Consider the following 24,360-nt stretch of genomic DNA (forward strand, 5'->3'; position numbering starts at 1 on the left):
ATGCGCCAGAAAAAAGCAGAAAACCGTGACCTGCCACCACGAATGATCCGTCGCGCCAGGAAAAGAAAGAATGGCAGTACCTGGGTGGGTTACTACTACAACGGCAGGGACGCCGAAGGTAACCGGGTGGAGATTCCACTCGGTGGCGACCTGGACGAGGCAAAAATCGAATGGGCACGGCTGGATCGTAAGGCAGTACCAAAACCTGCACACCTGATGGACCGTCTTTTCGACGAATACGAGAAAAAAGTTATGCCGAAATTGACGCCTGGTACGCAGGATGACTATCGGAAGGGACTGCGGCAACTTCGTAAGGCCTTCGAGGGCGCCCCGATCGAAGCAATGACACCCCAGGTGATTGCTCAGTATCGCGACGCAAGAACCGCCAAGGTGCGGGCAAACCGTGAAATCGCCCTCCTCTCCACCATGTTCACGTTCGGCCGAGAATGGGGCCTGACCGATAAAGCGAACCCCTGCTTCGGCCTGCGCCGAAACAAAGAAACCCCGCGAGACTTCTATGCAGGGGAAATCGTGTGGGACGCCGTTTACGCCCAAGCCCCGGCCGAGCTCAAAGATGCAATGGATCTGGCCTACCTGACAGGACAACGCCCAGCCGACGTATTGAAGGCATCAGCGGCCGACATCAACAATGGTTTCCTTATGGTCGGCCAAGGCAAAACTCAAAAGCGACTGCGCATTCGCCTGCACGATGGCGTCACGGCGTCTGACCTCAGCGCCTTTCTGGATGCACTGCTCGATCGCAAAGCGATGGCCGGGATCAAAAGCACCAACCTGATCACCAACCAGTCAGGACTGCGGATGAGTTGCGCTATGTTGAGAAATCGGTGGGATGAAGCCCGCGATAAGGCCGCGAAAAAGGCTGTAATCGAGGGAGACACTGAATTGTCAGCAGCTATACGCCAATTTCAGTTCCGCGATATTCGGCCAAAGGCAGCAAGTGAAATTGACGATATCGGTCATGCCAGTCGGTTGCTTGGACACTCGACGCAGGAAATGACGAAAAAGGTCTATCGTCGTGTTGGCGAGGTCGTCCGACCCACAAAATGAATTATCGTGCCGCTGAGCATGTAGACCCATTACTTCCCTATGCCCGATTTAGATTAGGCTCATATATAAAGCTTAACTTACTACAGCCTACTTTATGATCACTTAGTCTGTGCGCCCGCTGGCGGATGCCATGCGGACTTATCAGATAACTGACCAACACCAAACCGAAAACCCAATGTAGTCTTTTATACAACTAACTCCATCTAGATTAACTTTCTACAAATCTAGCCTCGACCATTACAATGGCTCAATGCCTAACCTAGTAGAAAGCCCTACTACCTTCATACTCCACTATTCTTGACAACCATTCAGGATGGCGATCCTTCAGCTCTAAAAGCTTCCCGTAAAACTTATCATCGCCAGCATTCGGAAACATAAAATCAGGAGTTCTTTCCCCATCATATTCAAAATCTTCATGCAAACGAATTATGAAATCCAAATCTGTTACTGCGATATTTCTATCATATTCACTGAACAATGGAAGGCCACAGTTTTGCCTTAGAATTCGCTCAGGTTTATATGTTTTGAAAAAATCAAAATCGGTAATTAAGAATTCAGTTTTTTTAACTGGCGGGTCTCGAAAGCAAAAACCATAGATTACCCCATCGTGATTTCCCTTTTCGATTTTTTCGTAATACGCCCTACCACACGAGTTAGTTTTGAATTTATATGTAGCAAAAAATATCGCGGTTTCAATATCAAACGATATGTCTAGGCCCGCTGTTTGAGTAGCATAATGCTGCTCTGTGCGCATAATATCGTACGCGTGCGCACTATCTAAATACACATCAGGATTATTGGGCTCTAGCTCACGAAGAAAATATTGTAGGGTACGCTCTTCCTTTGGGGTTTCTTTAAATGAGTAAAACTCTCCACCTTGCCTGTACAACCCCGGAAACAACGAAATCTCCTGACCAGAACTATTCGCCCTTACAGGACTTGGAACTTTGCGCTTATATGTATATTGTGAGGTCTGTCCCCGAAAAGACAGTATTCCGTTTTTTATGTATCTCTGGCGCCTCTCATCGTTCAAAACACCATTTATGTCATCAATATTTTTTACAACGTACTCCCTGTGCTCAGGCTGTTTAGGAAACTTATACTCACCAAGAAGATAGCGAACAAATTCATCCACATTAAAACAACTTGAAATCCCTTTATTGCCAAACATTTTGTCGAGCACTAGTAGTTCTGTCTTACCTGAGAAATGACCTCCAAATGGCATAGCCATATAGCCAGAGTCTATCACATCAGTTATTAAACCTTCAGAAACCCCTCTACTACTTAACTCCTCCGCCAGCATTCCCTCAAACGCCTTAAATCCCATTTAAACCTCGAACATTTATTGTTTGTCAATTAGCTAAACTTAAGCAACTGCATTATAACAGAATATTTTTGGCAGGAGTTATTGTGCAGCTCCACAATAGGTAAACCTAAGCCCGACAGACCAATACAACCTGTCTCTAATCAAACACCTGATTCAAATAAGTAGCGTCGGCTGTGTCTAAAAATTTCTACTGAAACCGCTGGCGTTACACCTTCGAAAGTGCCGAAGCCTATAACGACCGTTACTGCTCTTGACGCCCAGTGATGCGGAACACCCCCCCAAAAATTGCGGAACACCTCACTTTCCTGAGGACATAAAAAAACCCCGTAGATCATTGATCTACGGGGTTTTTAAGAGTGGAGGCCGAGGTCGGAATCGAACCGGCGTAGGTGGATTTGCAATCCACTGCATAACCATTTTGCTACTCGGCCTCAAACATCTGATGTCATGTAGCACAACACCAAACGTGTACAAACTTGGAGCAAGATCTCGATCTAACTCCTTGAAAACATTGAGCTTTTTGAGCGATCAGTGCTTTCGATGGCGTGAATTATGTACTGATTTCCCGAGGCTGGCAACCCCTTGATTTCAAAAAAAATTCTGCAGGGCAGTTTGCCTGTTCAATGCCCGCGAATGTAGTGCTCCAGCTGCCGAATCAGGTCAGCCTGTTCGACGATGGCTTCCTTGACCAGATCACCGATCGACAACAGCCCGATCAATTCGCCGCCCTCCACCACCGGCAGGTGGCGCAGGTGGCTGTCGGTCATGACCTCCATGCATCGCTCGATGCTTTGCTGGCTCTGTGCGGTCACCACGGGCGCGCTCATGATGTCGCGCACGGGCGTACCGACCGAGGAGCGCCCCTGCAACACGACCTTGCGCGCGTAGTCGCGCTCGCTGATCACGCCGACCACCTGCCCCGCTTCGATGACCGGCAGTGCGCCCACATTCTTTTCGGCCATCAACTTCAGTGCTTCAAGCACCATCTGGTCCGGTGCGATGCTATGCACGTGCTGGTTTTGCACGACCTTGAGTTTGAGCAGTTGTGCGGCTGTTTTCATGAGTGCCTCCGATTCTATTGTGCGCCGGCCTTGATCACTCTCAGGCCACCCCGACTTCCACCACACCGTCGTTCAGCCGCACCGGCCAGACCCGCAGACGCTGTTGCGGGTACTCCAGGCAGCTGCCGTCCTCCAGGCGGAAATGCTGTTTGTAGATCGGCGATGCAACGACCAGGTCGCCCTTGATGCTGCCGACCAGGCCGCGCCCGATCACATTCGCCCCGGATTGCGGGTCATGGTTGTCGATGGCGTACAGCGTCTTGCCGTGAACGCTCGGCAGGTAGAACAGCGCCACTTGTGCGCCGTCGAGCCAGACCACCACGCCGGAATTGCTGACCAGGTCCCGTTGCTCGCACACCGTTTGCCAGGTATCGGTGTTGGCCAGGGATTCAATGCGTTGGGTATTGGACTGGCTCATCAGACAATCTCCTCGGTAACCGGGATAAGGTTGAGTTCGGCGGCCATGATCGGGCGCCGCTGACCGCGTTCCTGGACAAAATGGATGTCCGGGTCCGGGCGTTTATCGTTGACGAAGGTGCGGAAGCGTTTGAGTTTTTCCGGATCCTTGAGGGCGTTGGCCCATTCGCATTCATAGCGGTTGACCACCAGCTGCATCTGCGACTCGAGTTCGGCGCCCAGGCCCAGGCTGTCGTTGATGATCACGTCCTTGAGGTAGTCGAGGCCGCCTTCCAGGCTTTCACGCCAGACCGAGGTGCGCTGCAATTTGTCGGCGGTGCGGATGTAGAACATCAGGAAGCGGTCGATGTAGCGGATCAGGGTCGCATCGTCGAGGTCGGTGGCGAACAGCTCGGCGTGGCGCGGGCGCATGCCGCCGTTACCGGCAATGTAGAGGTTCCAGCCTTTCTCGGTGGCGATCACGCCGACGTCTTTGCTTTGCGCTTCGGCGCATTCACGGGTGCAGCCGGAGACGGCGAACTTGAGCTTGTGCGGCGAGCGCAGGCCCTTGTAGCGGTCTTCGATAGTCAGGGCCATCTGCACGCTGTCCTGCACGCCATAACGGCACCAGGTACTGCCGACGCAGGACTTCACCGTCCGCGTCGATTTGCCGTAGGCGTGCCCGGTTTCGAAACCGGCTTCAATCAGCTCGGCCCAGATGTCTGGCAACTCATGCAACTGCGCGCCAAACAGGTCGATACGCTGGCCACCGGTGATTTTGGTGTAGAGGTCGTATTTCTTGGCCACGACGCCGATCGCGATCAGTTTGTCAGCGGTGATTTCGCCACCGGGAATTCGCGGCACCACCGAATAGGTACCGTTCTTCTGCATGTTGGCCATGAAGGTGTCGTTGGTGTCCTGCAAGGGCACCAGCGAGGCGTCCATGATCGGCTGGTTCCAGCACGAAGCGAGGATCGAACCCACGGCGGGCTTGCACACATCGCAACCGGTGTGGCCACGACCATGTTTGGCCAGCAGTTCTTCGAAAGTGATCACCCCTTCTACCCGCACCAGGGCATACAGCTCCTGACGGGTATAGGCGAAGTGTTCGCACAGGCTTTTGTCGACACTGACGCCACGGGCAATCAGTTCATGCTCGAACACCTGCTTGAGCAGCCCGGCGCAACCGCCGCAGCCGGTGCAGGCCTTGGTCTGCGCCTTGAGCAGGCCGAGGTCGGTGCAGCCACCGTCGATGGCCGAGCAAATGGAGCCTTTGGTGACGTTATGGCACGAGCACACCGTGGCTGACTCGGGCAGCGCACCCGGGCCCAGGGTCGGCGCGCCTTCGGACGACGGCAGGATCAGGCTGGCGGGTTCCGCCGGCAGCGCAATCGCGTTCTGCATGTATTGCAGCAGGGTGTCGTAATAGCTGTTGTCACCGACCAGCACCGCACCGAGTACGTGCTTGCCCGTGGCATCCACCACCAGGCGGCGATAGCTGGCGCTGGTTTCGTCGATGAACTGATAGCTGCGCGCGCCGGGCGTGTTGCCATGGGCGTCGCCGATGGAGCCGACATCGACCCCCAGCAGTTTGAGCTTGGTCGACATGTCGGCGCCGGTGAACGGCTCCGCGACTTCGTGGCACAGCCGCGCCGCGACGCTGCGCGCCATCTGGTAGCCGGGCGCGACCAGGCCGAACAGGCTGCCGTTCCAGGAGGCGCACTCGCCGATGGCGTAGATGTTCGGGTCGATGCTCAGGCAGTCATCGTCAATCACCACGCCACCGCGCGGGCCGATGTCCAGCGCGCATTGACGGGCCAACGCATCTTGCGCGCGGATACCGGCGGAGAACACCACCAGGTCGGTTTCAAGGAATTCGTCGTTGGCAAAATTCATGCGGTAGCGGTAGTCCTGACCCGCACTGATCGATTGGGTGACGCGGGACAGGTGCACACCGACGCCCAGCCGTTCGATTTGCGACTTGAGTGCCAGGCCACCCATCTCGTCCAATTGCACCGGCATCAGCCGCGGCGCGAACTCCACCACATGGGCTTCCAGGCCCAGGCTTTTCAGGGCGTTGGCGGCTTCAAGGCCGAGCAGGCCACCACCGACCACCACGCCACGCCGGGCGTTGGCGGCCGCGGCACGGATCGCGTCGAGGTCTTCAAGGGTGCGGTAGACCAGGCGCGAGTCGCCCTCGGCGCCTTCGATCGGCGGCACGAAGGGATAGGAGCCCGTCGCCAGCACCAGCTTGTCGTAGGCGACGCAACCTTGCGCGGTGATCACTTGGCGGCGGTCGCGGTCGATTTCCAGCACCGGCACGCCCAGGTGCAGGGTGACGCCCGGGGTCTGGTACAGCGACGCGTCGGACAGCGCCAGCGACTCGGCATCACGGCCGGTGAAATACTCGGAAAGGTGCACACGGTCATAGGCGCGCATCGGCTCCTCGCTGAACACGTGCAGCCGATAGTGATCGAGGGCACCGCGCTCGATCAGCTGTTCGACACAATGATGTCCGACCATGCCATTGCCGATCACGATCAGCGTTTGCAGTTTGTTCAACGCGGCAACATTGGAATTCATAAGTAGTACCCGGCTAAAGCCCGTCACGGTTCAAAAATGCAAAAAAAAACGCCTGAAACCTTGCGGTTCCAGGCGTCTTTGCCTGTTCTTTTGCGGTGTTGAAACCAGACGTCTCTGCCTGATCCACCGATGTTGCCCACGTATCGATCGTCGTTGACCGAGGGGGCTTGCCCACTCGACTGTATTCGCGGCGGGCCTGTCCAGTATTATGCAGTGTTTGTGCCAGATCCTGCTGATACCGCTTCAGGCCTGTGTATCAGGCGCCTGGCGATTAATGGACACACGGATGGACATCGGGGATTTTGCCTTCGCATAGTGCAGCGCGATGCCTCGGAGCTTTATAAAAGTGCACGCAGGCGCGCCGGGTCGTTCAACGGGGGGGATTGAGCAAGGCCTCGCGCAACAGCCTGGCCGCTGGCGAGTCCGGCACGCCTTTGCGCGACACCAGCTCATAGGGTTCGCTGCGCGAGGTGATCGGCAGCGGCAGCGTGGTGGTAAAGCCGTACCCGGAGCAGAATTTCGCCACGTCAGTCGACACCAGTGCGACCAGGGTCGGGTTTTCCTGGAGCAGCGACAACGTGGCAAACGCCGAAGTCGTCTCCAGCAGGTGCACCGGGAACCGCAAGTCGGCCTCGTGGAATTCCCGTTCCAGCAGCAGGCGCATGGGCATGTTGGCGCGATAGACCACCCAGCGGTAATCCACCAGATCCTTGAGGGACAAGCGCCGGGCATAGGCGAACGGATGCTGGGTGCTGGCGATCACCGCCAGGGTTTCCTCGACGAAGGTCGAACTCTCATACAAGTAGGGCGTGGTGCTGACGGTGGTGCGGCAGATCGCCAGGTCCAGGCGTCCGGCATCCAGCTGGCTGAGCAATGCGGCGCTGGTGTCTTCGACGATCTCGATGGACAGCTTCGGATGGTCGGCAATCACCCGGCTGATCGCGGTGGTCAATAAAGGCACGGCACCCATGATGGTGCCGACCGCCACCCGTCCACCCTCGCCGCTCATGATGCCGATGATTTCTTCGCGCAGGTGCGCGAGGTCGGTCTGGATCAAGCGCGCGTAACGGATCACCGAGCGCCCGGCATCGTTTGGCTCCAGCCCGCGGTTAGTGCGGGTGAACAACGAGGTGCCAAAGGTGGTTTCGATTTCCTGCAACGCCTTGCTGGCGCCGGGCTGCGTCAGCGCGACCTGCTTGGCCGCGCCCAGCAAGGAGCCGTGCTCATCCAGGGCTATCAACAAACGCAGCTGCTTGATGTGCAGCCGGGACATGATCGAGTTCAGTGAGGGCGTCATCAGGGTTAACTAAAAGTTATAGAGGTATCGAAAGTTGTCAGTATCGGGGCTCGCCACGACGGCCCTATAGTCCACTCCACAACCAGGCAATGCAATGGGTTTGACCAGAGCGCGACCGCCCTCCTGCCACCCGACCGATTGCTACAACAACAATCCTGTATAACTTGTGGTGAATCATGTCCCTCATCAATTACGTCACCAAGATCCAGTTCGGCTACGACAGCTTGCAGCAACTGGCTTCAGAAGCCGAACGCGCCGGCATCACTCGTCCACTGATCGTCACCGACGTCGGTGTGCGCAATGCCGGCATCGTCGACAAAGTCATCGCCGTCCTGGGCGCCGCACATACCCCTTCGATTTTCGATGCCACCCCGCCCAACCCGAACGAACAGGTCGTGCGTCAAGCCGTCGCGCAATACCACCTCGGCGAGTGCAACGGCATCATCGCCGTCGGCGGTGGTTCTTCCATCGATCTGGCCAAGGGTGTCGCCGTCTGCGCCACCCACGACGGCCCGCTGCAAAGCTTCGCGGTGATCGAAGGCGGGCTGGATCGCATCACCTCGGCCACCGCGCCACTGATTGCGATTCCGACCACCGCCGGCACCGGCAGCGAAGTCGGCCGCGGCGCCATCCTGATCCTCGACGATGGTCGAAAAGTCGGCGTAATCTCACCTTATGTGGTGCCGCGCGTGGCCATCTGCGACCCCGAGCTGACTCTGGGCCTGCCGCCCATGCTCACCGCCGCCACCGGCATGGACGCGATCGCCCATTGCATCGAGACCTTCATGGCACCAGCCTTCAACCCCGCGGCGGACGGCATCGCCCTCGATGGCCTGTGGCGCGCCTGGGAACACATCGAGCGCGCCACCGCCGAACCGGGTGACCGCGAAGCGCGGATGAACATGATGAGTGCCTCGATGCAGGGCGCCCTCGCGTTCCAAAAGGGCCTGGGCTGCGTGCACAGCCTGTCCCACGCCTTGGGCGGGATCAACCCGAAGCTGCACCACGGCACCTTGAACGCGATCTTTCTGCCCGCAGTCGTGGACTTCAACGCCAACGCCCCAACCGTTCGCGATGAACGCAAGCTCGAGCGCCTGCGCCACGCCATGGGCCTTGCAGCCGGGGCGAACATCGGTGTAGCCATCGAGGACATGACCCGCCGCCTGGGCCTGCCGACCCGCCTGCGTGACATCGGCGTCGACGAGAGCCTGTTTGCCGGGATCGTCGAAGGCGCGCTGCACGATCACAGCCACAAGACCAACCCCCGCGAAGCATCGTCCGCGGACTACCTGTCGATGCTCCAGCAGGCGCTGTAAACAGCCGCTATCCCACAACAATAAAACAGGAGGCAGCCGCTTCGTCGAACGCGCTTCGACGCCAGTGGCCCCCATCATGAACCCCACTGTCCTTATCGAACGGCAAGACGCCATTGCCATCGTCACCCTCAGCCACCCGGGAAAAATGAATGCCCTGACCTTGTCGATGTGGCAGGACCTGGGTGACGTCATGACCGAGCTGTCCGCTGACTCCACTGTACGCTGCGTTGTGTTGCGCGGCGCCGGTGAACAGGCCTTTGCCGCCGGCGCCGATGTCGGCGAGTTTCCGAGCGTACGCGCTGATCAGGCGCAAGCCCGGGTGTATGCCGAGGTGACGTCGGCAGCCATGCGCGCGGTTGCCGATTGTCCGCACCCGGTCATCGCAATGATCCACGGCGTGTGCGTCGGCGGCGGCCTGGAGATCGCCGCGCTCTGCGACCTGCGTATCTGCGGCACTTCCAGTCGCTTCGGTGCGCCGGTCGGCAAACTGGGCCTGGTCATGTCCTATGACGAAATGGCCGGGCTGGTCGCGCTGGCCGGACGCTCGACCACCCTGGAGATCCTGCTGGAAGGCCGCATTCTCGACGCCAACGACGCCTACGTGAAAAACCTCGTGACCCGCGTTGTGCCAGACGCCGAGGTCGAATCCGAAACCCTCGCCACCGCCAGACGCATCGTCAACGGCGCGCCCCTCGTCGCCCGCTGGCATCGCCAGGCCGCCCGCCAGCTTGAAGCCGGCGTTGCACCCACCGTCCAGCAGATCGACAGCAGTTACTCCTGCTACGACACCGAAGATTTTCAGATCGGCCTGAACGCTTTCATCGAGAAAGCCAAACCACAGTTCAAGGGGAAATGACATGGGACCGCTGACAGGCATGCGCGTTGTAGAACTGGCTCACATCATGTCCGGCCCGGTCTGCGGGATGATGCTGGCCGACATGGGCGCCGACGTGGTAAAGGTCGAAAAAGTCCCGGACGGTGATGATTCGCGCCGCTTCTCGCCGATCATGGCCAGCGGCGAATCCGCCTCGTTCATGGTGGTCAACCGCAACAAGCGCGGGATCGGCCTGAACCTGAAAACCGACGGCGGCCGTGACGTGTTGCGCCGCCTGTTGCTGGATGCCGACGTGGTCACGGAAAACTACCGGGCCGGCACCATGGAGAAATTCGGCCTGGGCTATGAGGCGCTGAAGCTCATCAACCCTGGCCTGATCTACTGCGCGATCTCCGGTTACGGGCGCAGCGGGCCGTTCGGCGAGAAAGGCGGCTTCGACCTGATCGCCCAGGGCATGAGCGGCATGATGAGCATGACCGGTGAAGCCGGGCGCGAGCCAGTCAAGGCCGGTTCTCCGGTGGCCGATATCAACTCCGGCATCCTCGCCGCCCTCGGCATCTGTGCCGCCTATGCCGCCAAGCAGAAAACCGGCCTGGGGCAGATGGTCGACACCTCGCTGTTCGAAGCCGGCCTGCAACAGATGTACTGGCCGGCGGCCGCGTACTTCGCCGATGGCACCATCCTGCCGAAGATGGGCTCGGCCAACTCCACCAGCGCACCGTACCAGGTGTTCCGCACCGCGGATGGCTGGATCAACATCGGCGCCGCCAACCAGGCCAACTATGAGCGACTGGTCGAAGCCCTGGCCCTGCCGCAACTCAAGGCCGATCCGCGCTTCGCCAGCAACGCGTTGCGCATGGAGCACCGCCTGGCCCTGGTGGAAATCCTCAACGAAGTCCTGGTGGCGCGCACCACGGATGAATGGATGGTGTTGTTCGACAACCTCGGCCTGCCCGCCGGGCCGGTCCTCGACATCGCCGCGGCGCTGGCCCATCCACAAACCATCGCCCGGGGCATGGTCGTCGAGACTGAACACCCCACCGAAGGCCGGGTGCGCGGCATGGGCTTGCCGATTCACTTCTCCGACATGGACAGCGCCGCGCCGCCGACCAGCCGCCCTGCTCCGCTGCTCGGCGAACACACCCGCGAAGTGCTGAAGGAAAGTGGTTATGCGCAAGATGAAATCGATGAGCTGATAAGAACCCGGGCGGTGGTGGCGCGAGCCTCCTGAACCGCCACCCCGAACCCGATCCCCTGTAGGAGCGAGCCTGCTCGCGATGGACCTGAGAGCGCTGCGTTCAACCAGAAAGCCCGCGTTATCGTTAACGACCATCGCGAGCAAGCTCGCTCCCACAAAAACAAGAACAACAACAATAACAAGGTGAACATCATGAGCCGTATCTTGACCGAGGCCGTCAGCCGCCGATCATTTCTAATGTCTGCCGGCATCACCGTGGGCGGTGCATTCGCCGCCAACCTGCTGCCCTCCAGCGTCTTCGCCGCGACCAAACCCATCGTGCTGCGCTACACCAGCAGCCTGCCCGACACCCATCCGTTGAACATCCAGATGAAGGCCGCGTCGCTCGCGATCAAGACCGAAACCAATGGCGCGGTGGACCTGCAGGTGTACGCCAACGGCGCCATGGGCGGCGACACCGACATGCTGTCCCAGGTGCGCGCCGGGGCGATCGATTTCATTCCATTGCCCGGCGCGATTCTTTCCACCCTGGTGCCGGCCATGTCCATTGAAAGCATGCCCTTTGCCTTCAAGGATTACGACAGCGTCTGGGCCGCCCTGGACGGCAAGCTCGGCGAGTACGTGCGCGCCAAGACCGCCAAGGTCGGTCTGATCCCGATGGAGAAAGTCTGGAACAACGGCTTCCGCCAGATCACCAGCTCGACGCGGCCGATCTTCACCCCGCAAGACCTGGCCGGCTTCAAACTGCGGGTGCTGGTCAGCCCGTTGTGGACCTCCATGTTCAGCGCCCTGGGCGCCTCCCCGACCGGCATCAGCATCAACGAAACCTACTCGGCACTGCAGACCAAAGTGGTCGACGGCCAGGAAAACCCGCTGGTGGTGGTCGAGTCCGCGCGTTTCTATGAAGTGCAGAAATACTGCTCGATGACCGACCACATCTGGGGCGGGTTCTGGATCGTCGCCTCCGGCAAGACCTTTCCAAAACTGCCCGCCGATGTGCAGGAAATCGTTTCCCGGCAGATCAACGCCGCCGCGTTGGTCCAGCGTCAGCAGGTGATCGACCTCAACGCCAGCCTGGAGCCGTCCCTGACCGCCCATGGCATCACCTTCAACAAGGTCGACCGTTCATTGTTCAGGGCCGACCTGCAATCGAAAGGCTTCTACACCCAATGGAAGGAAAAGTACGGCGACGAAGCCTGGAGCTTGCTCGAGCAGTACGCGGGTCAACTGTCCTAAGCCGGAGACAAGGTCATGAAAAACGAACTGCCAATGACGGATGTTTCTCCCGCTGAAGGACTCAGCCCGCGCGCCGCCACCTTTCGCCTCGGTCGTGCGCTCGACACTGGCCTGCGCTGGCTGACCGAAGGCAGCGCGGCATTGCTGGTGGTGGTCGAAGTCGTGTTGCTGTTCTGCAACGTGTTCTCGCGCTACGTGCTCAACCAGCCCATCGTCTGGGGCGACGAACTCGCTTCGCTGCTGTTCCTCTGGCTGGCCATGCTCGGCTCGGTGGTGGCGATGCGCCGGGGCGAGCACATGCGCCTCACCTCGTTCATCGCGCGACTGCCGGTGGAAAAACGCGCCTTCGTCGACACTCTCGGCGCCGTGATCGTGATCACCTTCATCGGGTTGCTGTTCACCCCGGCCTGGGAGTACGTCAGCGACGAATGGATCATCACCACCGCCGCCCTGGAAATCCCCAATGCCTTTCGCGTATCCGCCATCGCGGTCGGTCTGAGCCTGATGCTGATGACCTGTGTCGCACGCCTGCTGACCAGTGCGCGGTTGATCGACTTCTCGGTGTCGGTGGCGATGCTCGCCTCTCTCGCCGCATTGCTGTGGGTGGCGGAAGGCAGCCTGCTGCTGATGGGCAACTGGAACCTGGTCATCTTCTTCATGATCGGCGTGATGGCGATGATCATCATCGGCGTGCCGATCATGGTCGCGTTCGGTCTGGCCACCGTGGCCTACCTGTCGACCATGACCGGCACGCCCCTGAGCCTGGTGGTGGGCCGGATGGACGAAGGCATGGCCAGCCTGATCCTGCTGGCGATCCCGCTGTTTGTATTTTTGGGCGCATTGATCGAGGCCATGGGCATGGCCCGGGCGATGATCAGTTTCCTCTGTTCGTTGATCGGCCATGTGCGTGGCGGCCTGTCTTACGTGCTGATCGGTGCCATCTACCTGATCTCCGGTATTTCCGGGTCCAAGGCTGCCGACATGGCCGCCATCGCCCCGGCGCTGTTTCCGGAAATGAAGAAACGCGGTGAAGATGAAAATGAACTGGTGGCAATGCTCAATGCCTCCGGGGCGATGTCGGAAACCATTCCGCCCAGCCTGGTGCTGATCACCATCGGCTCGGTGACCGGCGTGTCGATCTCTGCCCTGTTCACCGGCGGCTTCATGCCGGCGGTGGTAGGTGCGATCGCCATGGCGGCCGTGATCTGGTGGAAGAACCGCAAAGGCGAGGCGTCCACCGGCAAACGCGCCACGGGCAAGGAAATCGGCCACTCGCTGCTGGTCGCGGTGCCGGCCCTGGCATTGCCGTTCGTGATCCGCACCGCGGTGGTCGAAGGCGTCGCTACGGCCACTGAAGTCGCCGCCATCGGCGTCGCCTACACCTTTATCGTTGGCCTGCTGTGCTACCGCTGCTTCGACTGGCGCCGCCTGTATCCGATCCTGGTCAGCACCGCGTCGCTGTCCGGCGCAATCCTGATCATCATCGGCAGCGCGACCGCCATGGCATGGGCGTTGACCCAGTCGGGCTTCTCCCATCAGCTGGCGCAGGTGATGTCGACGGTGCCGGGAGGCGCGCTGGGCTTCCTGATCATTTCCGCGGTAGCGTTCATCCTGCTGGGCAGCTTTCTGGAAGGCATCCCGGCCATCGTGCTGTTCGGGCCGCTGCTGTTCCCGATTGCCAAGGCCATGGGCATCCACGACGTGCATTACGCCATGGTCGCGATCTTCGCCATGGGCCTGGGCCTGTTCGCCCCACCCTTTGGCGTGGGTTTCTACGCCGCCTGCGCCATCGCCAAGGTCGACCCCAGCGGCGCCATGCGCCGGGTCTGGCCGTATCTCGGCGCGCTGGTCGTCGCCCTGGGTGTGCTGATCGCCGTGCCATGGATTTCCATCGGTTTCCTGCCCACTAAATAAATCATCCTTTCACATCCCGGCCGATAGTCGCCGCTGCGACCTTCGGCACTCTCAAACACGAGGTTGCTTATGAATTTCTCCACGCTGGAAGCAGGCACCGCCACTACCGAACGCCGACTGATCGTCGACCAGGCGCGCACCATCTCGTTCCTGGGTGAGGACTTGCGCATCTATGCCACGCCGCGTCTGGTGGATGACATCGAACAAACCTGCCTGGACTACCTGCTCACCTTCCTCGATGAGGGCGAGAACACGGTCGGCGCGGCAGTCGATATCCGGCATGTCGGCGCCACGCTGCTGGGCATGTCGGTCAGCATCGTCGCCACGGTCACCCGGATCGAGGGTCGCAGCGTCACCTTCAATGTCGAGGTGCGCGATGACGTCGAGCTGGTGGCCACGGCGGCGCATACCCGAGTGGTGGTGAACGTGGCCAAACTGCGCAGCCGCGTCCAGGCCAAGGCCGAGGCGGCGGCCGCAGGCGAAGTCGAAGACGGCGTGCTCAGCCCTTCCCAATTCGCCGCCTCGCGCTGAGCAAGGGACGACCTCATGATCACCCTGCATGAACGCAACGGCCTGCCGAACCTGGCTGCCGAGGACGCGCTACCGATCGTCGATGCCCACCACCACCTGTGGGACCTGGGCAGCGGTCGTTATCCCTGGTTGCAGGACGAGTATCACGAGGCGTTCTTTCTCGGTGACTATCACAGCCTGTGCCGTGATTTCCTGCCGGAACACTTCCTCGCCCTCACCGAGAAACAACGCCTGGTGGGCACGGTACACGTCGAGGCCGAGCGCGCCCGCGATGAACAGGTCGCCGAGACGCGCTGGCTGGAACAGGTGAACCAACGCTATGGGTTCCCCAATGCCATCGTCGCCCACGCCTGGTTCGACCGCGAAGACAGCGCCGAGATTCTCGCGGCCCAGGCGGCACGGCCACTGGTGAAGGGCATACGTTCGAAACCGGTGACCTCGGCGTCGCCGGACGTGTCGATTGCCGGGGCGCCCGGCACCATGCAAGACCCCAAGTGGCTGGAGGGCTTTTCGCGGCTGGCTGATCATGATCTGTCCTGGGACCTGCGTGTACCGCCCTGGCACCTGGTCGAAGCCGCCGAAGTCGCGGCGATGTTCCCGCGGATCCGGATCGCCCTCAATCACACCGGTTTCGCCTGGGATCGCAGCCCGCCAGGCATGGCGCGCTGGCGTAAAGGCCTCGAAGCGCTGGCCTTGCAGCCCAACGTGCATATAAAGCTCTCGGAGTTCGGCCTCAGAGACTCGCCCTGGAACTACGACGACAACCGGGTGGTGGTCCTGATGGCGCTGGAGATCTTCGGTCCCGAGCGCTGCATGTTCGCCAGTAACTTCCCGGTTGCCGGATTGCGCGCTTGCTACGACACGATTGCCGATGGCATGGCGGCGATGCTCGCGCCCATGGGGCGTGCGGTACAGGAAGCGGTATTCGCCGGTAATGCACAACGCTTTTATCGTCTGGAGCAACAGCATGGATGACGTATCCACCCTCGACTGGCGCGCGCGTTTTCTGGCCAGCGGCGAAGACGCGGACTTGCCGATCGTCGACGCGCACCAACACTATTTCGACATCCAGCACCACTACTACCCGTGGCTGAACGATCGCCCGTTGCGGCCCTTTCGTTATGGCGATTACTCGTCGATCTGTCGCAACTTTCTGCCTGAGGACTATCGGCGGCTCGCGGGCAACCATCGCATCGTACAGACGGTGGTCATCGAGGGTGAATGGGACCCGGCGACGCCCGCCGACGAAGTGAGTTTCATCGAGTCGATGGCGCAACACGAACCCACCCTGGCCGCCATGGTCGGCCAAGCCTGGCTCGATCGTGAAGACGCCGCAGAGCTCTTGCGTCAGTACGGCAATCACCCGCTGGTGCGCGGCGTGCGCCACAAACCTGCGGTGACCAGCCGTGAGGCTTGGCGTGAGGATTTCGCGGCACCTGGCTCCATGCGTGATCCCCGCTGGCGCGACGGGTATGCCCGACTGGCGGCAAACGGCCTGCACTTCGAGTTGCAGGCGCCCTGGTGGCATCTGCCGGAAGCGGCCGAGCTGGCCAGGGACTTTCCCGATGTGACCATTGTGGTCAATCACACGGCGCTGCCGGCGGATCGCTCGGAGCACGGCCTGGCCGGCTGGCGTGACAACCTCGCGCTGCTGGCCCGGGAGCCGAACGTCGCCTTGAAGATTTCCGGCATCTGCATCCCCGGCAAGGCCTGGCCCATCGAGTCGAATCGCGTGGTAGTGAACGATGCCATCTCGATTTTCGACGTCAGTCGCTGTGCCTTTGCCAGCAATTACCCGGTCGATGGCGTGGTGAACAGCCTCGGCGAAGTGCTCGACGGCTTCAAGACCATCGTCCGCGACCGCTCCCCCGCCGATCGGCTTGCCCTGTTTCATGACAACGCCCGACGCATTTACCGGCTCACTTGATCCCTATTTGAACAGCCCTTCAGGAGTTCCCATGTTTGAAGTTTCAGGCCACAACTACATCGCCGGCACTCGTTCGGCACAAGGCTCGAACACCTTGCAGAGTCACGACGCCAGCAGCGGCGAAGCGCTGCCCTATCGTTTCCACCAGGCCACTGTGGATGAAGTGAATGCGGCCGCCGAAGCGGCCGCCTCAGCCTTCCCGATCTTTCGCCATCTCTCGGCTGCCCGCCGCGCCGGGTTCCTCGATGCCATCGCGACTGAGCTCGAGGCACTGGACGATTCGTTCATTGCCCTGGTGTGCCGGGAAACCGCCCTGCCCGCCGGCCGCATTCAGGGTGAGCGGGCCCGCACCAGCGGCCAGATGCGCCTGTTCGCCACGATGCTGCGCCGCGGCGACTTTTATGGCGCACGCATCGACCGTGCATTGCCGGATCGCCAACCACTGCCCAGACCTGACCTGCGCCAGTACCGCACCGGGCTCGGTCCGGTCGCCGTGTTCGGCGCGAGCAACTTCCCGCTGGCCTTCTCCACCGCGGGCGGCGACACCGCCTCGGCCCTCGCCGCGGGATGCCCGGTGGTGTTCAAGGCCCACAGCGGCCATATGGCCACCGCCGATTACGTCGCCGATGCGATCACTCGCGCGGCGCGCAAAACCGGGATGCCTGATGGCGTGTTCAACATGCTGTACGGCAGCGTCGGTGAAGCCCTGGTCAAGCACCCGTTGATTCAGGCCGTGGGCTTCACCGGATCTTTGCGCGGCGGGCGTGCGTTGTGTGACATGGCGGCGGCACGCCCGCAACCGATCCCGGTGTTCGCCGAGATGAGCAGCATCAACCCGGTGGTGCTGATGCCCGAAGCGCTGAAAGTCCGGGGTGAGAAAATCGCCGGCGAACTGGCCGCTTCCGTGGTGTTGGGTGCAGGCCAGTTCTGCACCAACCCCGGTCTGGTGCTGGGCATTCGTTCGCCGCAGTTCTCGGCCTTTCTCCAACGTTTTACCGGGCTGATGGGCGAACAACCCGCGCAAACGATGCTCAACGCCGGCGCGTTGAAAAGCTATTGCCACGGCCTGGACAACCTTCGCGTCCACCCCGGAATGACCCACCTGGCCGGCGCCGAACAACAGGGCAACCGGGCGCTGCCGCAAGTGTTCAAGGCCGACGTCAGCCTGTTGACCAAGGGTGATGAGTTACTACAGGAAGAAGTCTTCGGCCCGACCACCATCGTGGTCGAGGTCGCTGACCAGGCCGAGTTGCTCGAGGCGTTGAACGGTTTGCGCGGTCAGTTGACCGCCACCCTGATCGTCGAGGATACGGAACTCGACACCCTGGGCGAGGTTCTGGCCCTGCTGGAACAGAAAGTCGGACGCGTGCTGTTCAACGGTTACCCCACCGGGGTCGAGGTCTGCGATGCCATGGTCCACGGTGGACCGTACCCGGCTACTTCGGATGCCCGCGGTACGTCGGTCGGGACGCTGGCGATCGATCGCTTCCTGCGTCCGGTGTGTTACCAGAATTGCCCCGACGGTTTGTTGCCGGACGCCTTGAAGAACCGCAACCCGCTAGACATTACGCGATTGATTGACGGAGTCGGCAGCCGCGATTCTCTGTAAGCCACCAAGGTTCGGTTCCAACTTACGCCCACCGTTAACAACAACTAACCGCGCCTGTTGCAAAACAGGCGCCGGGGACACTCGTCTCAAAATCCGTTGCACCCACACAACAACAAAAACAGAGGAAGCCCCATGCACGTTCAGCTTCAGACCAGACACTGCCTTGGCAAACTGCTATTGGCCGTGACCGCCGCCGTGATGATCAACACGGCAGCCACTCAACCGGCCTTTGCCGACACCCCGACCACCGCGACGACAGCGCCCATGCAATGTGCAACCGAAGCCACACCGCGCTACACCAAGACCCCCACCGGTTACCTCATGGTTCTGCGCATGGGTGATAACGCCTTCAAGGAACTGACCAAACTGGCCATTGCCGAAAAGATCCCGAGCGCCTCCATCAGCGGTATCGGCTTTGGCAACGTCAAGTTCGGGTTCTGGAACAAGGACAAAAAGGATTTCGACGCCAAGATCTTGAACAGTGTCGAAATGGCGAGCATCACCGGCTCGGTGGCGTGGAAGAACGACCAGCCTTCGATCCACATGCACGGCGTCGCCGGTGACGCGACCTTCCAGGCCTATGGCGGCCACATCCTCGATTTCGAAGTCACCACCGGCTCGATGGAAATCACCCTGATCGTCCACCAGCGTCGCCTGGAACGCGGGATCGATCCGTGCATTGGCGCCAACGTGCTGGGTATCTGACCCAAGACCTTCTGACTCGCTCCCGCAGGCAGCGCACTGTGCCGGCACCCGCCATGGCGGGAGCAACCCTGACATACCTTGAATCTTGCATCTGACCGATAGCCTGTGCGGACACGTCCGCTCCCAACTTCAAACTACAAAAAAAGGGGCGATATACATGAGCAGTAATAAAACGGCGGTAACGGTTGCACTTGGCGCTATTGCACTCGGCACCCAGGCCCACGCGGACTTCCTGAGTGACAGCAAAGCCACCCTGGGGATGCGCAACTTCTACTTCAACAATGACAACCGCGATGGCACCGCCGCGCCGTCGAAAACCGAAGAGTGGGCCCAGGGTTTCATGCTCGACTACAAGTCGGGTTATACCGATGGCACCCTCGGTGTTGGCGTCGATGCGCTGGGATTGATGGGCTTCACGCTGGACAGCGGCATGGGCCGGCACGTCGGCAGCTCGATGATTCCTTCCGACAGTGACAACAGCGCGGTCGACCAGTGGAGCCGGCTGGGGCTGACCGGCAAGGTCAAGGTCTCGAAAAGCGAACTGCGCCTCGGCACCCTGCTGCCGAAGCTGCCGATCCTGGTCTCCAACGACGGCCGCCTGCTGCCCCAGACCTTTGAAGGGGGCCAGATCACCTCGAACGAGTTCAAGGACCTGACCCTGATCGGCGGCCGGATCGAACATGCCACGGGCCGGGGTTCAAGCGACCGGACCGGGTTGGCTGCCACCGGCGGCACCCGAGAAAGCAACGCATTCGACTTCGCCGGGGGCGACTGGAAAGTCACCAAGGACCTGACCGCCCAGTATTACTACGCCAACCTCGACAACTACTACAGCCAGCAGTTTTTCGGCCTGATCCACACCCTGCCGATCGGGGAAGGTCAATCCCTGAAAACCGACCTGCGCTACTTCAAGACCGATTCGTCCGGTGCCAACAGCTCGGGGACCTCAGGTTACCGAATCAGTGGCTATACCGACGGCAATGATGGCGAGATCGACAACCGCACCTGGAGTGCCGCGCTGGTGTACACCCTGGGTGGCCATGGCATCACGGCGGGCTACCAAAGCGTTTCCAGCGGCAGCAACTTCACTCAGCTCAGCCAGGGCAACCTGCCGGACAAGGGCGCCGGTGGCGCCAGTCTGTACCTGTATACCGATCGCCTGATCCAGACCTTCACCCGTGCGGGCGAACGCACAGCCTTCGGCCAGTACGCCTACGACTTCGCCGCCCTCGGCGTGCCGGGCCTCAAAGCCTCGGTCATGTACCTGAGCGGTGACCATATCAAGACGGCCTCGGGTGACGAGCAGAAGGAATGGGAACGGGATATCAGCCTGGATTATACGATCCAGTCCGGCGCGCTCAAGGGCGTCGGCTTCGGCTGGCGTAACGGCGAGACCAACAGTGAAGCGTCCCGTGACCAGGATCAGAACCGGTTGTTCGTCAGCTACAGCGTGCCGCTGCTTTGACCACTCGGCCGCACGATCCCCTGTAGGAGCTGGCTTGTCGGATCGCCGCACCGCAGCGAAAGCGGTGTGACAGACGACATCGATGCCGGATGTACTGGCCTCTTCGCTGGCAAGCCAGCTCCTACATTTTGAACTTCGGTCTGAGCGCTGATAACGCGCAAAAAAAAACGCCACTCTGAAACGAGTGGCGTTTTTTATTCAGGGCATGCAGCCCTAGATCATCGGCGAACTACTGACCACCCGCAGCGCCAGTCCTTCATAGGCATCCAGGGTGATGGTGAAATCGCCCTCAGGCGTGAGATCGCCTTCGACTCGCTCGTTGATGATGTCGACCACCGGCCCCGGTGCAATATTGGGCAGGTGCAGGGTTTCGGTGATCGGTGTCGAGCCGAAGTTCAGCGCGGTGATTTGCGTGCCTTTACCGGCCGGCAACTCATGGACCATGACCAGCAACCCCGGATGCTCCACGTCCGGCACCAGGATCTGACGACTGGCGGCGATATCGTAGGCGCGGCGCGCGGCAAGAATTTTCTGCAGCTGCGAAGCGAACGAATCCGGGTCGTCCAATTGACTGATCAGGCTGCCGTACAAGGTTTTCGCGCGCGGCATCTGGCCCGCCGACAGCGGCGCATCGGGATTGAGATCGACCAGATCGTAGGCACCGCGATGAATCCAGCGGGTATCGCCGTCGAGCATCAAATCCGCGACCTGCTCCGCCGGCACCGGCAGTGCACCCACCAGGTCCCAGCCCGACAGTGCGAACACGCCGGGTTGCATGGCGTTGTACATCACCAGCAGCAGATGGACCTGGCGAATCTGCTGAATATCCGCCGGAGTCATCGCATCGAGGTCGCGAATGCCGAGCGCCGCGGTGATGATGCTGGCGGTGGTGCAGGACACGCCGTTGGTGACGAATTTCAGGTTATAGGGTGCGTGTTCCCCGGCCAGGCGTTCGTACATCTGCTCGCGGATGTGCTCGCGCAAGATGTTGCCGGGAAAGGTCTGGCCCTGATAGAGAAAGGTGTCGTGGGCGTGCAGGGTCCAGAAATGCACCAGTTCCAGGGTCAGTTCGTCATGGTTCTGCAAGGCATGGATCAGCGAGCCCGGGTCGATGCCGAGGTTGTGCATCTGACGCAGCATCAAGCGCAAAAATTCGGTATCGCCCATCAGTAACGCATGCTGGTAGGCCGGTCGGGTGATGAAGTCATACGAGAGGTCGGCCCCACCGTGGGACATGGAGGCGATGTCGTCGACCGTCAGGTTCAATTCCTGGAAACTGAAGCCGCCGGCCTTGCGAATCGCGCCGCCCAGCAACTGGTTGCCGGTGATCGACAACGGGTGGCTTTCGGACCAGGCGGTGCCATCCAGCTTGCGTTCGACGCCGAGGAAGCCGTTGGCGTCCAGGCGCAGGATCTTCGCGCCCATGACATCAATCGCATGCAACGCGTCGCCGATGATCATCTGCTGCGCGGCGAAGGTCGGGTCCAGCCAGTTCAACGACGGTTGCCCCTCCTTGAAGTAATGCAGGTAGACCCAGCGTCGCGGCTTGCCGTCGACGCCCACCACCACCGATGTCGCGCTCCAGTCGGTTTCCTTGACCCCGGGCTCGAAAAAGATCACCCGCTGCAACTGGCCGACGATGTAATGCTTGTCCCGCAGGATGTCGACCTGCTGCGGACTGAGGTTCTGCGCATCGCGCCCCTGGGCAATCTCCGGCAGCAGCGGCCAGTCCTCTTCGCGGATTTCCACCATGTGGTAGAGCCCCGGATAGTCCTCGTACGCCATCTCTGCCAGGCGGAAATCCGCGCCTTTGCCCGTGTGCGAAGGGATGACGTCATCGATGATGACCGCGTTGTGTGCGGCGGCCATGCGGGTCAGCGCGTGAAGCTGGGCGTCGGTGCCCAGTTGCGGGTCGATGTCAAAGCTGATCCGGTCGAAATTGCCGTCGATCGTCGGGGTGAATTCACTGCCCTTCAGGCCGCCAGAGCGTTTCAGCGGGCCATTGTGAATACCCTGGATACCGATTTTCGACAGCGCGTGCCACAGGGTTTCATCGCCCAGCGCTTCGAGCACGGTGCCCTCTTCCCGGGTGATGATGGAAGCCGGGTACGCGGTGAACCACACCGACGCCAGGGCCGAAGCATCACGGGGCCGGGTATGGGCATAGGGCTGTTGCCACAATCGACCTTGCCCGGAGTAAAGTCTGGCCCGCTGCCTTGCGGCATACAGCATGGATTGCTCGACCAGCCAGGTCACTTGGTTCTTTTCAGCAGCCGTCATAAAAACAATTACCTATTGTCGGGGTGAAACCGCAATCGGCCATTGCATCGGTACCAATGGCTCCGCTCGTCTTTATATGAGGCCCTGGCGTCGGATTCGTTGCATTGATCGGGTGAATCCGGGTCAGTAGCGCACATCATGCCCCGACACCCGCAAGGAAAGGCTGCCACCGTACGCCAAGAGGACGCAAGACAAGACGAGTAGCGCGGCTCAATCAAAAAGCCGCGCCGAAAGAATCAAATGAAGTAGCGCACCAGATAGGTTTTTTCCACTGGACCCGGATTGTCCGAAGTCCCGCCCAGCACCAGCCGACGGCCTGATTGCAGAACCGAACAGCGGGTAATGTCCGGCCCTTCATCGACATTGGTCATCTTGAGGCCGGTACCGCAACCGAACGAAGGATCCAGCTTGCCTTCGGGCAAGAAGCGTCCCACCAGAAAACGGGTTTCGTCCCCGGCATAAGGCACCCCGGCAAGGCCACTGCCGGCGATCGTGCCGTCATCCTGCACGTCACCCCAGATCCAGCGGCTGCCATGACTGCTCACAGGAACGAACAATGCGCGCCCTTCATTGAAAGCCGGATCCGGGCAACCGCGCCCGGTCAGGCCGATCACCACGCTTTGATAAGGCCGGTCATTGGTAGCGCCGAAACCGAGCAGGCTTCCCGTGGCGGTTTCGATCACGTGGTACAACTCCAGGCCACGCCAGCGGCTGCCGGCGTCCTCCCCGCCGACAAGGGCAACACCGCCCGTACCGAATTGTTCGTCCAGACAGCCATCTTCATGCAGACGTGCGAACAGACCATCATCATCGGTCGCGCCCCACACCACCAGCTTGCCATCGGCCTGCAACATCAGACCTTCGAGCCAGATCTGCGGCTCCCCAGCCAGGGTCAACAGCCGATAGCCGCACCCTTGAAAACTGGTGTCCAACTTGCCGTCGGCATGCAAACGGATCAACAGCCCGCTGGGATCTGCGTTTTCGTTGAAACGGGTAGCCGCGATCATCAGCTTGCCGTCCGGTAATTCGAGCACGTCGTAGGGCTCGTCATTTCCCGATGCGCCAGGCAAGCGAATGACGGCCTTACCCCCCTCGCCGAAGTCATGATCGATGTGACCGTCCCGACCGATACGGGCAAGCACCGGGCAGCCGACGTCTTCGGTGCGATCCTCGGCCAACAGCACGCAGGCGTCGGACCCGCGAAGGGCGATCAGGGCGACCGGCACCGCCGCATGGCCCGCGCCCAACGGCGCCATGACGAAACCACCCTCGCCATAGTCGCGGTCAAGCTCACCGTCAGCTGAAAGACCGGCCAACGCGACCTGATGGCGCCCTGCCACGCCAATACGCGCGGCGACCACCAGTTGGTATTCGCCGGGTGAGACCAATGCATAGGCGCCACTCGCCTCGACTCCGGGAAACTGAATCTCGACCTGGCCTTGCGTCCCGAACAGGGAATCCCTGCGGCAGATGTGTTCGTGGTTCACGTTCATTTTTCTTCCTTGCTTGATTTCGGGGCATCCCCCACTGGAGGGCCTTATTAAGCCCAAAATCGCCGCCACTAAATACCTGTCAAACTGACGCAAAATGTGACGGCCGGCCAGTTGGCCAA

At 60.5% G+C, this 24,360-nt stretch carries 19 protein-coding genes and 1 tRNA gene; 12 read left to right on the plus strand and 8 right to left on the minus strand.

Going from position 1 to position 24,360, the window contains the following annotated elements; translation table 11 throughout:
• The gene (locus ACA067_RS17435) at window positions 1-1,068 is read left to right on the plus strand and encodes a tyrosine-type recombinase/integrase (protein ID WP_497457721.1); all 1,068 of its coding nucleotides are present in this window, start codon (window positions 1-3) and stop codon (window positions 1,066-1,068) included.
• Window positions 1,069-1,327: 259 nt separating this feature from the next.
• Here the strand turns inward: ACA067_RS17435 and ACA067_RS17440 are convergent, their stop codons facing one another.
• The 6 genes from ACA067_RS17440 to ACA067_RS17465 form a co-directional block, all read right to left on the minus strand.
• On the minus strand, window positions 1,328-2,395 hold the full coding sequence (locus tag ACA067_RS17440) for a hypothetical protein (RefSeq protein ID WP_497457722.1): 1,068 nt from the start codon (window positions 2,393-2,395) through the stop codon (window positions 1,328-1,330).
• 357 nt (window positions 2,396-2,752) lie between these two features.
• A tRNA-Cys gene (locus tag ACA067_RS17445) sits at window positions 2,753-2,826 on the minus strand.
• A 189-nt stretch (window positions 2,827-3,015) separates the two neighbouring features.
• Window positions 3,016-3,456 (minus strand): CBS domain-containing protein, encoded by a 441-nt coding sequence (locus ACA067_RS17450; RefSeq protein WP_497457723.1) that lies wholly within the window; start codon window positions 3,454-3,456, stop codon window positions 3,016-3,018.
• Window positions 3,457-3,496: 40 nt separating this feature from the next.
• Entirely contained in the window at window positions 3,497-3,874 is a 378-nt protein-coding gene (gene nirD / locus ACA067_RS17455; RefSeq protein WP_497457724.1) for a nitrite reductase small subunit NirD, read from the minus strand.
• Entirely contained in the window at window positions 3,874-6,435 is a 2,562-nt protein-coding gene (gene nirB / locus ACA067_RS17460; protein ID WP_497457725.1) for a nitrite reductase large subunit NirB, read from the minus strand. The genes nirD and nirB overlap by 1 nt, the downstream gene beginning before the upstream one ends.
• A 370-nt stretch (window positions 6,436-6,805) precedes the next feature.
• Complete coding sequence (locus tag ACA067_RS17465) at window positions 6,806-7,732, minus strand: LysR family transcriptional regulator (RefSeq protein WP_497457726.1); 927 nt, start codon at window positions 7,730-7,732, stop codon at window positions 6,806-6,808.
• Window positions 7,733-7,908: 176 nt separating this feature from the next.
• On the opposite strand from ACA067_RS17465, the gene gbd reads away from it, so the two are divergent.
• The 11 genes from gbd (at window position 7,909) to ACA067_RS17520 (ending at window position 20,468) form a co-directional block, all read left to right on the plus strand.
• On the plus strand, window positions 7,909-9,048 hold the full coding sequence (gene gbd / locus ACA067_RS17470; RefSeq protein WP_497457727.1) for a 4-hydroxybutyrate dehydrogenase: 1,140 nt from the start codon (window positions 7,909-7,911) through the stop codon (window positions 9,046-9,048).
• Window positions 9,049-9,124: 76 nt separating this feature from the next.
• On the plus strand, window positions 9,125-9,904 hold the full coding sequence (locus tag ACA067_RS17475) for an enoyl-CoA hydratase-related protein (protein WP_497457728.1): 780 nt from the start codon (window positions 9,125-9,127) through the stop codon (window positions 9,902-9,904).
• A 1-nt stretch (window position 9,905) separates the two neighbouring features.
• A complete protein-coding gene (locus tag ACA067_RS17480) occupies window positions 9,906-11,114 on the plus strand; it encodes a CaiB/BaiF CoA transferase family protein (protein WP_497457729.1) in 1,209 nt (402 codons plus the stop codon).
• A gap of 159 nt (window positions 11,115-11,273) precedes the next feature.
• On the plus strand, window positions 11,274-12,317 hold the full coding sequence (locus ACA067_RS17485; protein ID WP_497452294.1) for a TRAP transporter substrate-binding protein: 1,044 nt from the start codon (window positions 11,274-11,276) through the stop codon (window positions 12,315-12,317).
• A 15-nt stretch (window positions 12,318-12,332) separates the two neighbouring features.
• Window positions 12,333-14,231 carry a TRAP transporter large permease gene (locus tag ACA067_RS17490; protein ID WP_497457730.1) on the plus strand — a complete coding sequence of 633 codons (1,899 nt, stop codon included), beginning with the start codon at window positions 12,333-12,335 and terminating at the stop codon, window positions 14,229-14,231.
• Between the two features lie 69 nt (window positions 14,232-14,300).
• Complete coding sequence (locus tag ACA067_RS17495; RefSeq protein WP_497457731.1) at window positions 14,301-14,762, plus strand: thioesterase family protein; 462 nt, start codon at window positions 14,301-14,303, stop codon at window positions 14,760-14,762.
• Window positions 14,763-14,777: 15 nt separating this feature from the next.
• A complete protein-coding gene (locus ACA067_RS17500) occupies window positions 14,778-15,737 on the plus strand; it encodes an amidohydrolase family protein (RefSeq protein WP_497457732.1) in 960 nt (319 codons plus the stop codon).
• Window positions 15,730-16,689 (plus strand): amidohydrolase family protein, encoded by a 960-nt coding sequence (locus tag ACA067_RS17505; RefSeq protein ID WP_497457733.1) that lies wholly within the window; start codon window positions 15,730-15,732, stop codon window positions 16,687-16,689. The genes ACA067_RS17500 and ACA067_RS17505 overlap by 8 nt, the downstream gene beginning before the upstream one ends.
• Window positions 16,690-16,720: 31 nt before the next feature.
• Window positions 16,721-18,298, plus strand: a complete 1,578-nt coding sequence (locus tag ACA067_RS17510; protein ID WP_497457734.1) for an aldehyde dehydrogenase (NADP(+)) — start codon at window positions 16,721-16,723, stop codon at window positions 18,296-18,298.
• Between the two features lie 132 nt (window positions 18,299-18,430).
• Entirely contained in the window at window positions 18,431-19,003 is a 573-nt protein-coding gene (locus ACA067_RS17515) for a PPC domain-containing DNA-binding protein (protein WP_497457735.1), read from the plus strand.
• Between the two features lie 157 nt (window positions 19,004-19,160).
• A complete protein-coding gene (locus tag ACA067_RS17520; protein WP_497457736.1) occupies window positions 19,161-20,468 on the plus strand; it encodes an OprD family porin in 1,308 nt (435 codons plus the stop codon).
• Window positions 20,469-20,681: 213 nt separating this feature from the next.
• Here ACA067_RS17520 and treS read toward each other — a convergent pair whose 3' ends face one another.
• Together treS and ACA067_RS17530 are read right to left on the minus strand one after the other, a co-directional pair.
• Window positions 20,682-22,748, minus strand: coding sequence for a maltose alpha-D-glucosyltransferase (treS, locus tag ACA067_RS17525; protein WP_497457737.1), 2,067 nt, complete (start codon window positions 22,746-22,748; stop codon window positions 20,682-20,684).
• A 236-nt stretch (window positions 22,749-22,984) separates the two neighbouring features.
• A complete protein-coding gene (locus tag ACA067_RS17530; protein ID WP_497457738.1) occupies window positions 22,985-24,241 on the minus strand; it encodes a hypothetical protein in 1,257 nt (418 codons plus the stop codon).
• Window positions 24,242-24,360: the final 119 nt, after the last annotated feature.

The organism is Pseudomonas sp. LBUM1674 (assembly GCF_059695635.1).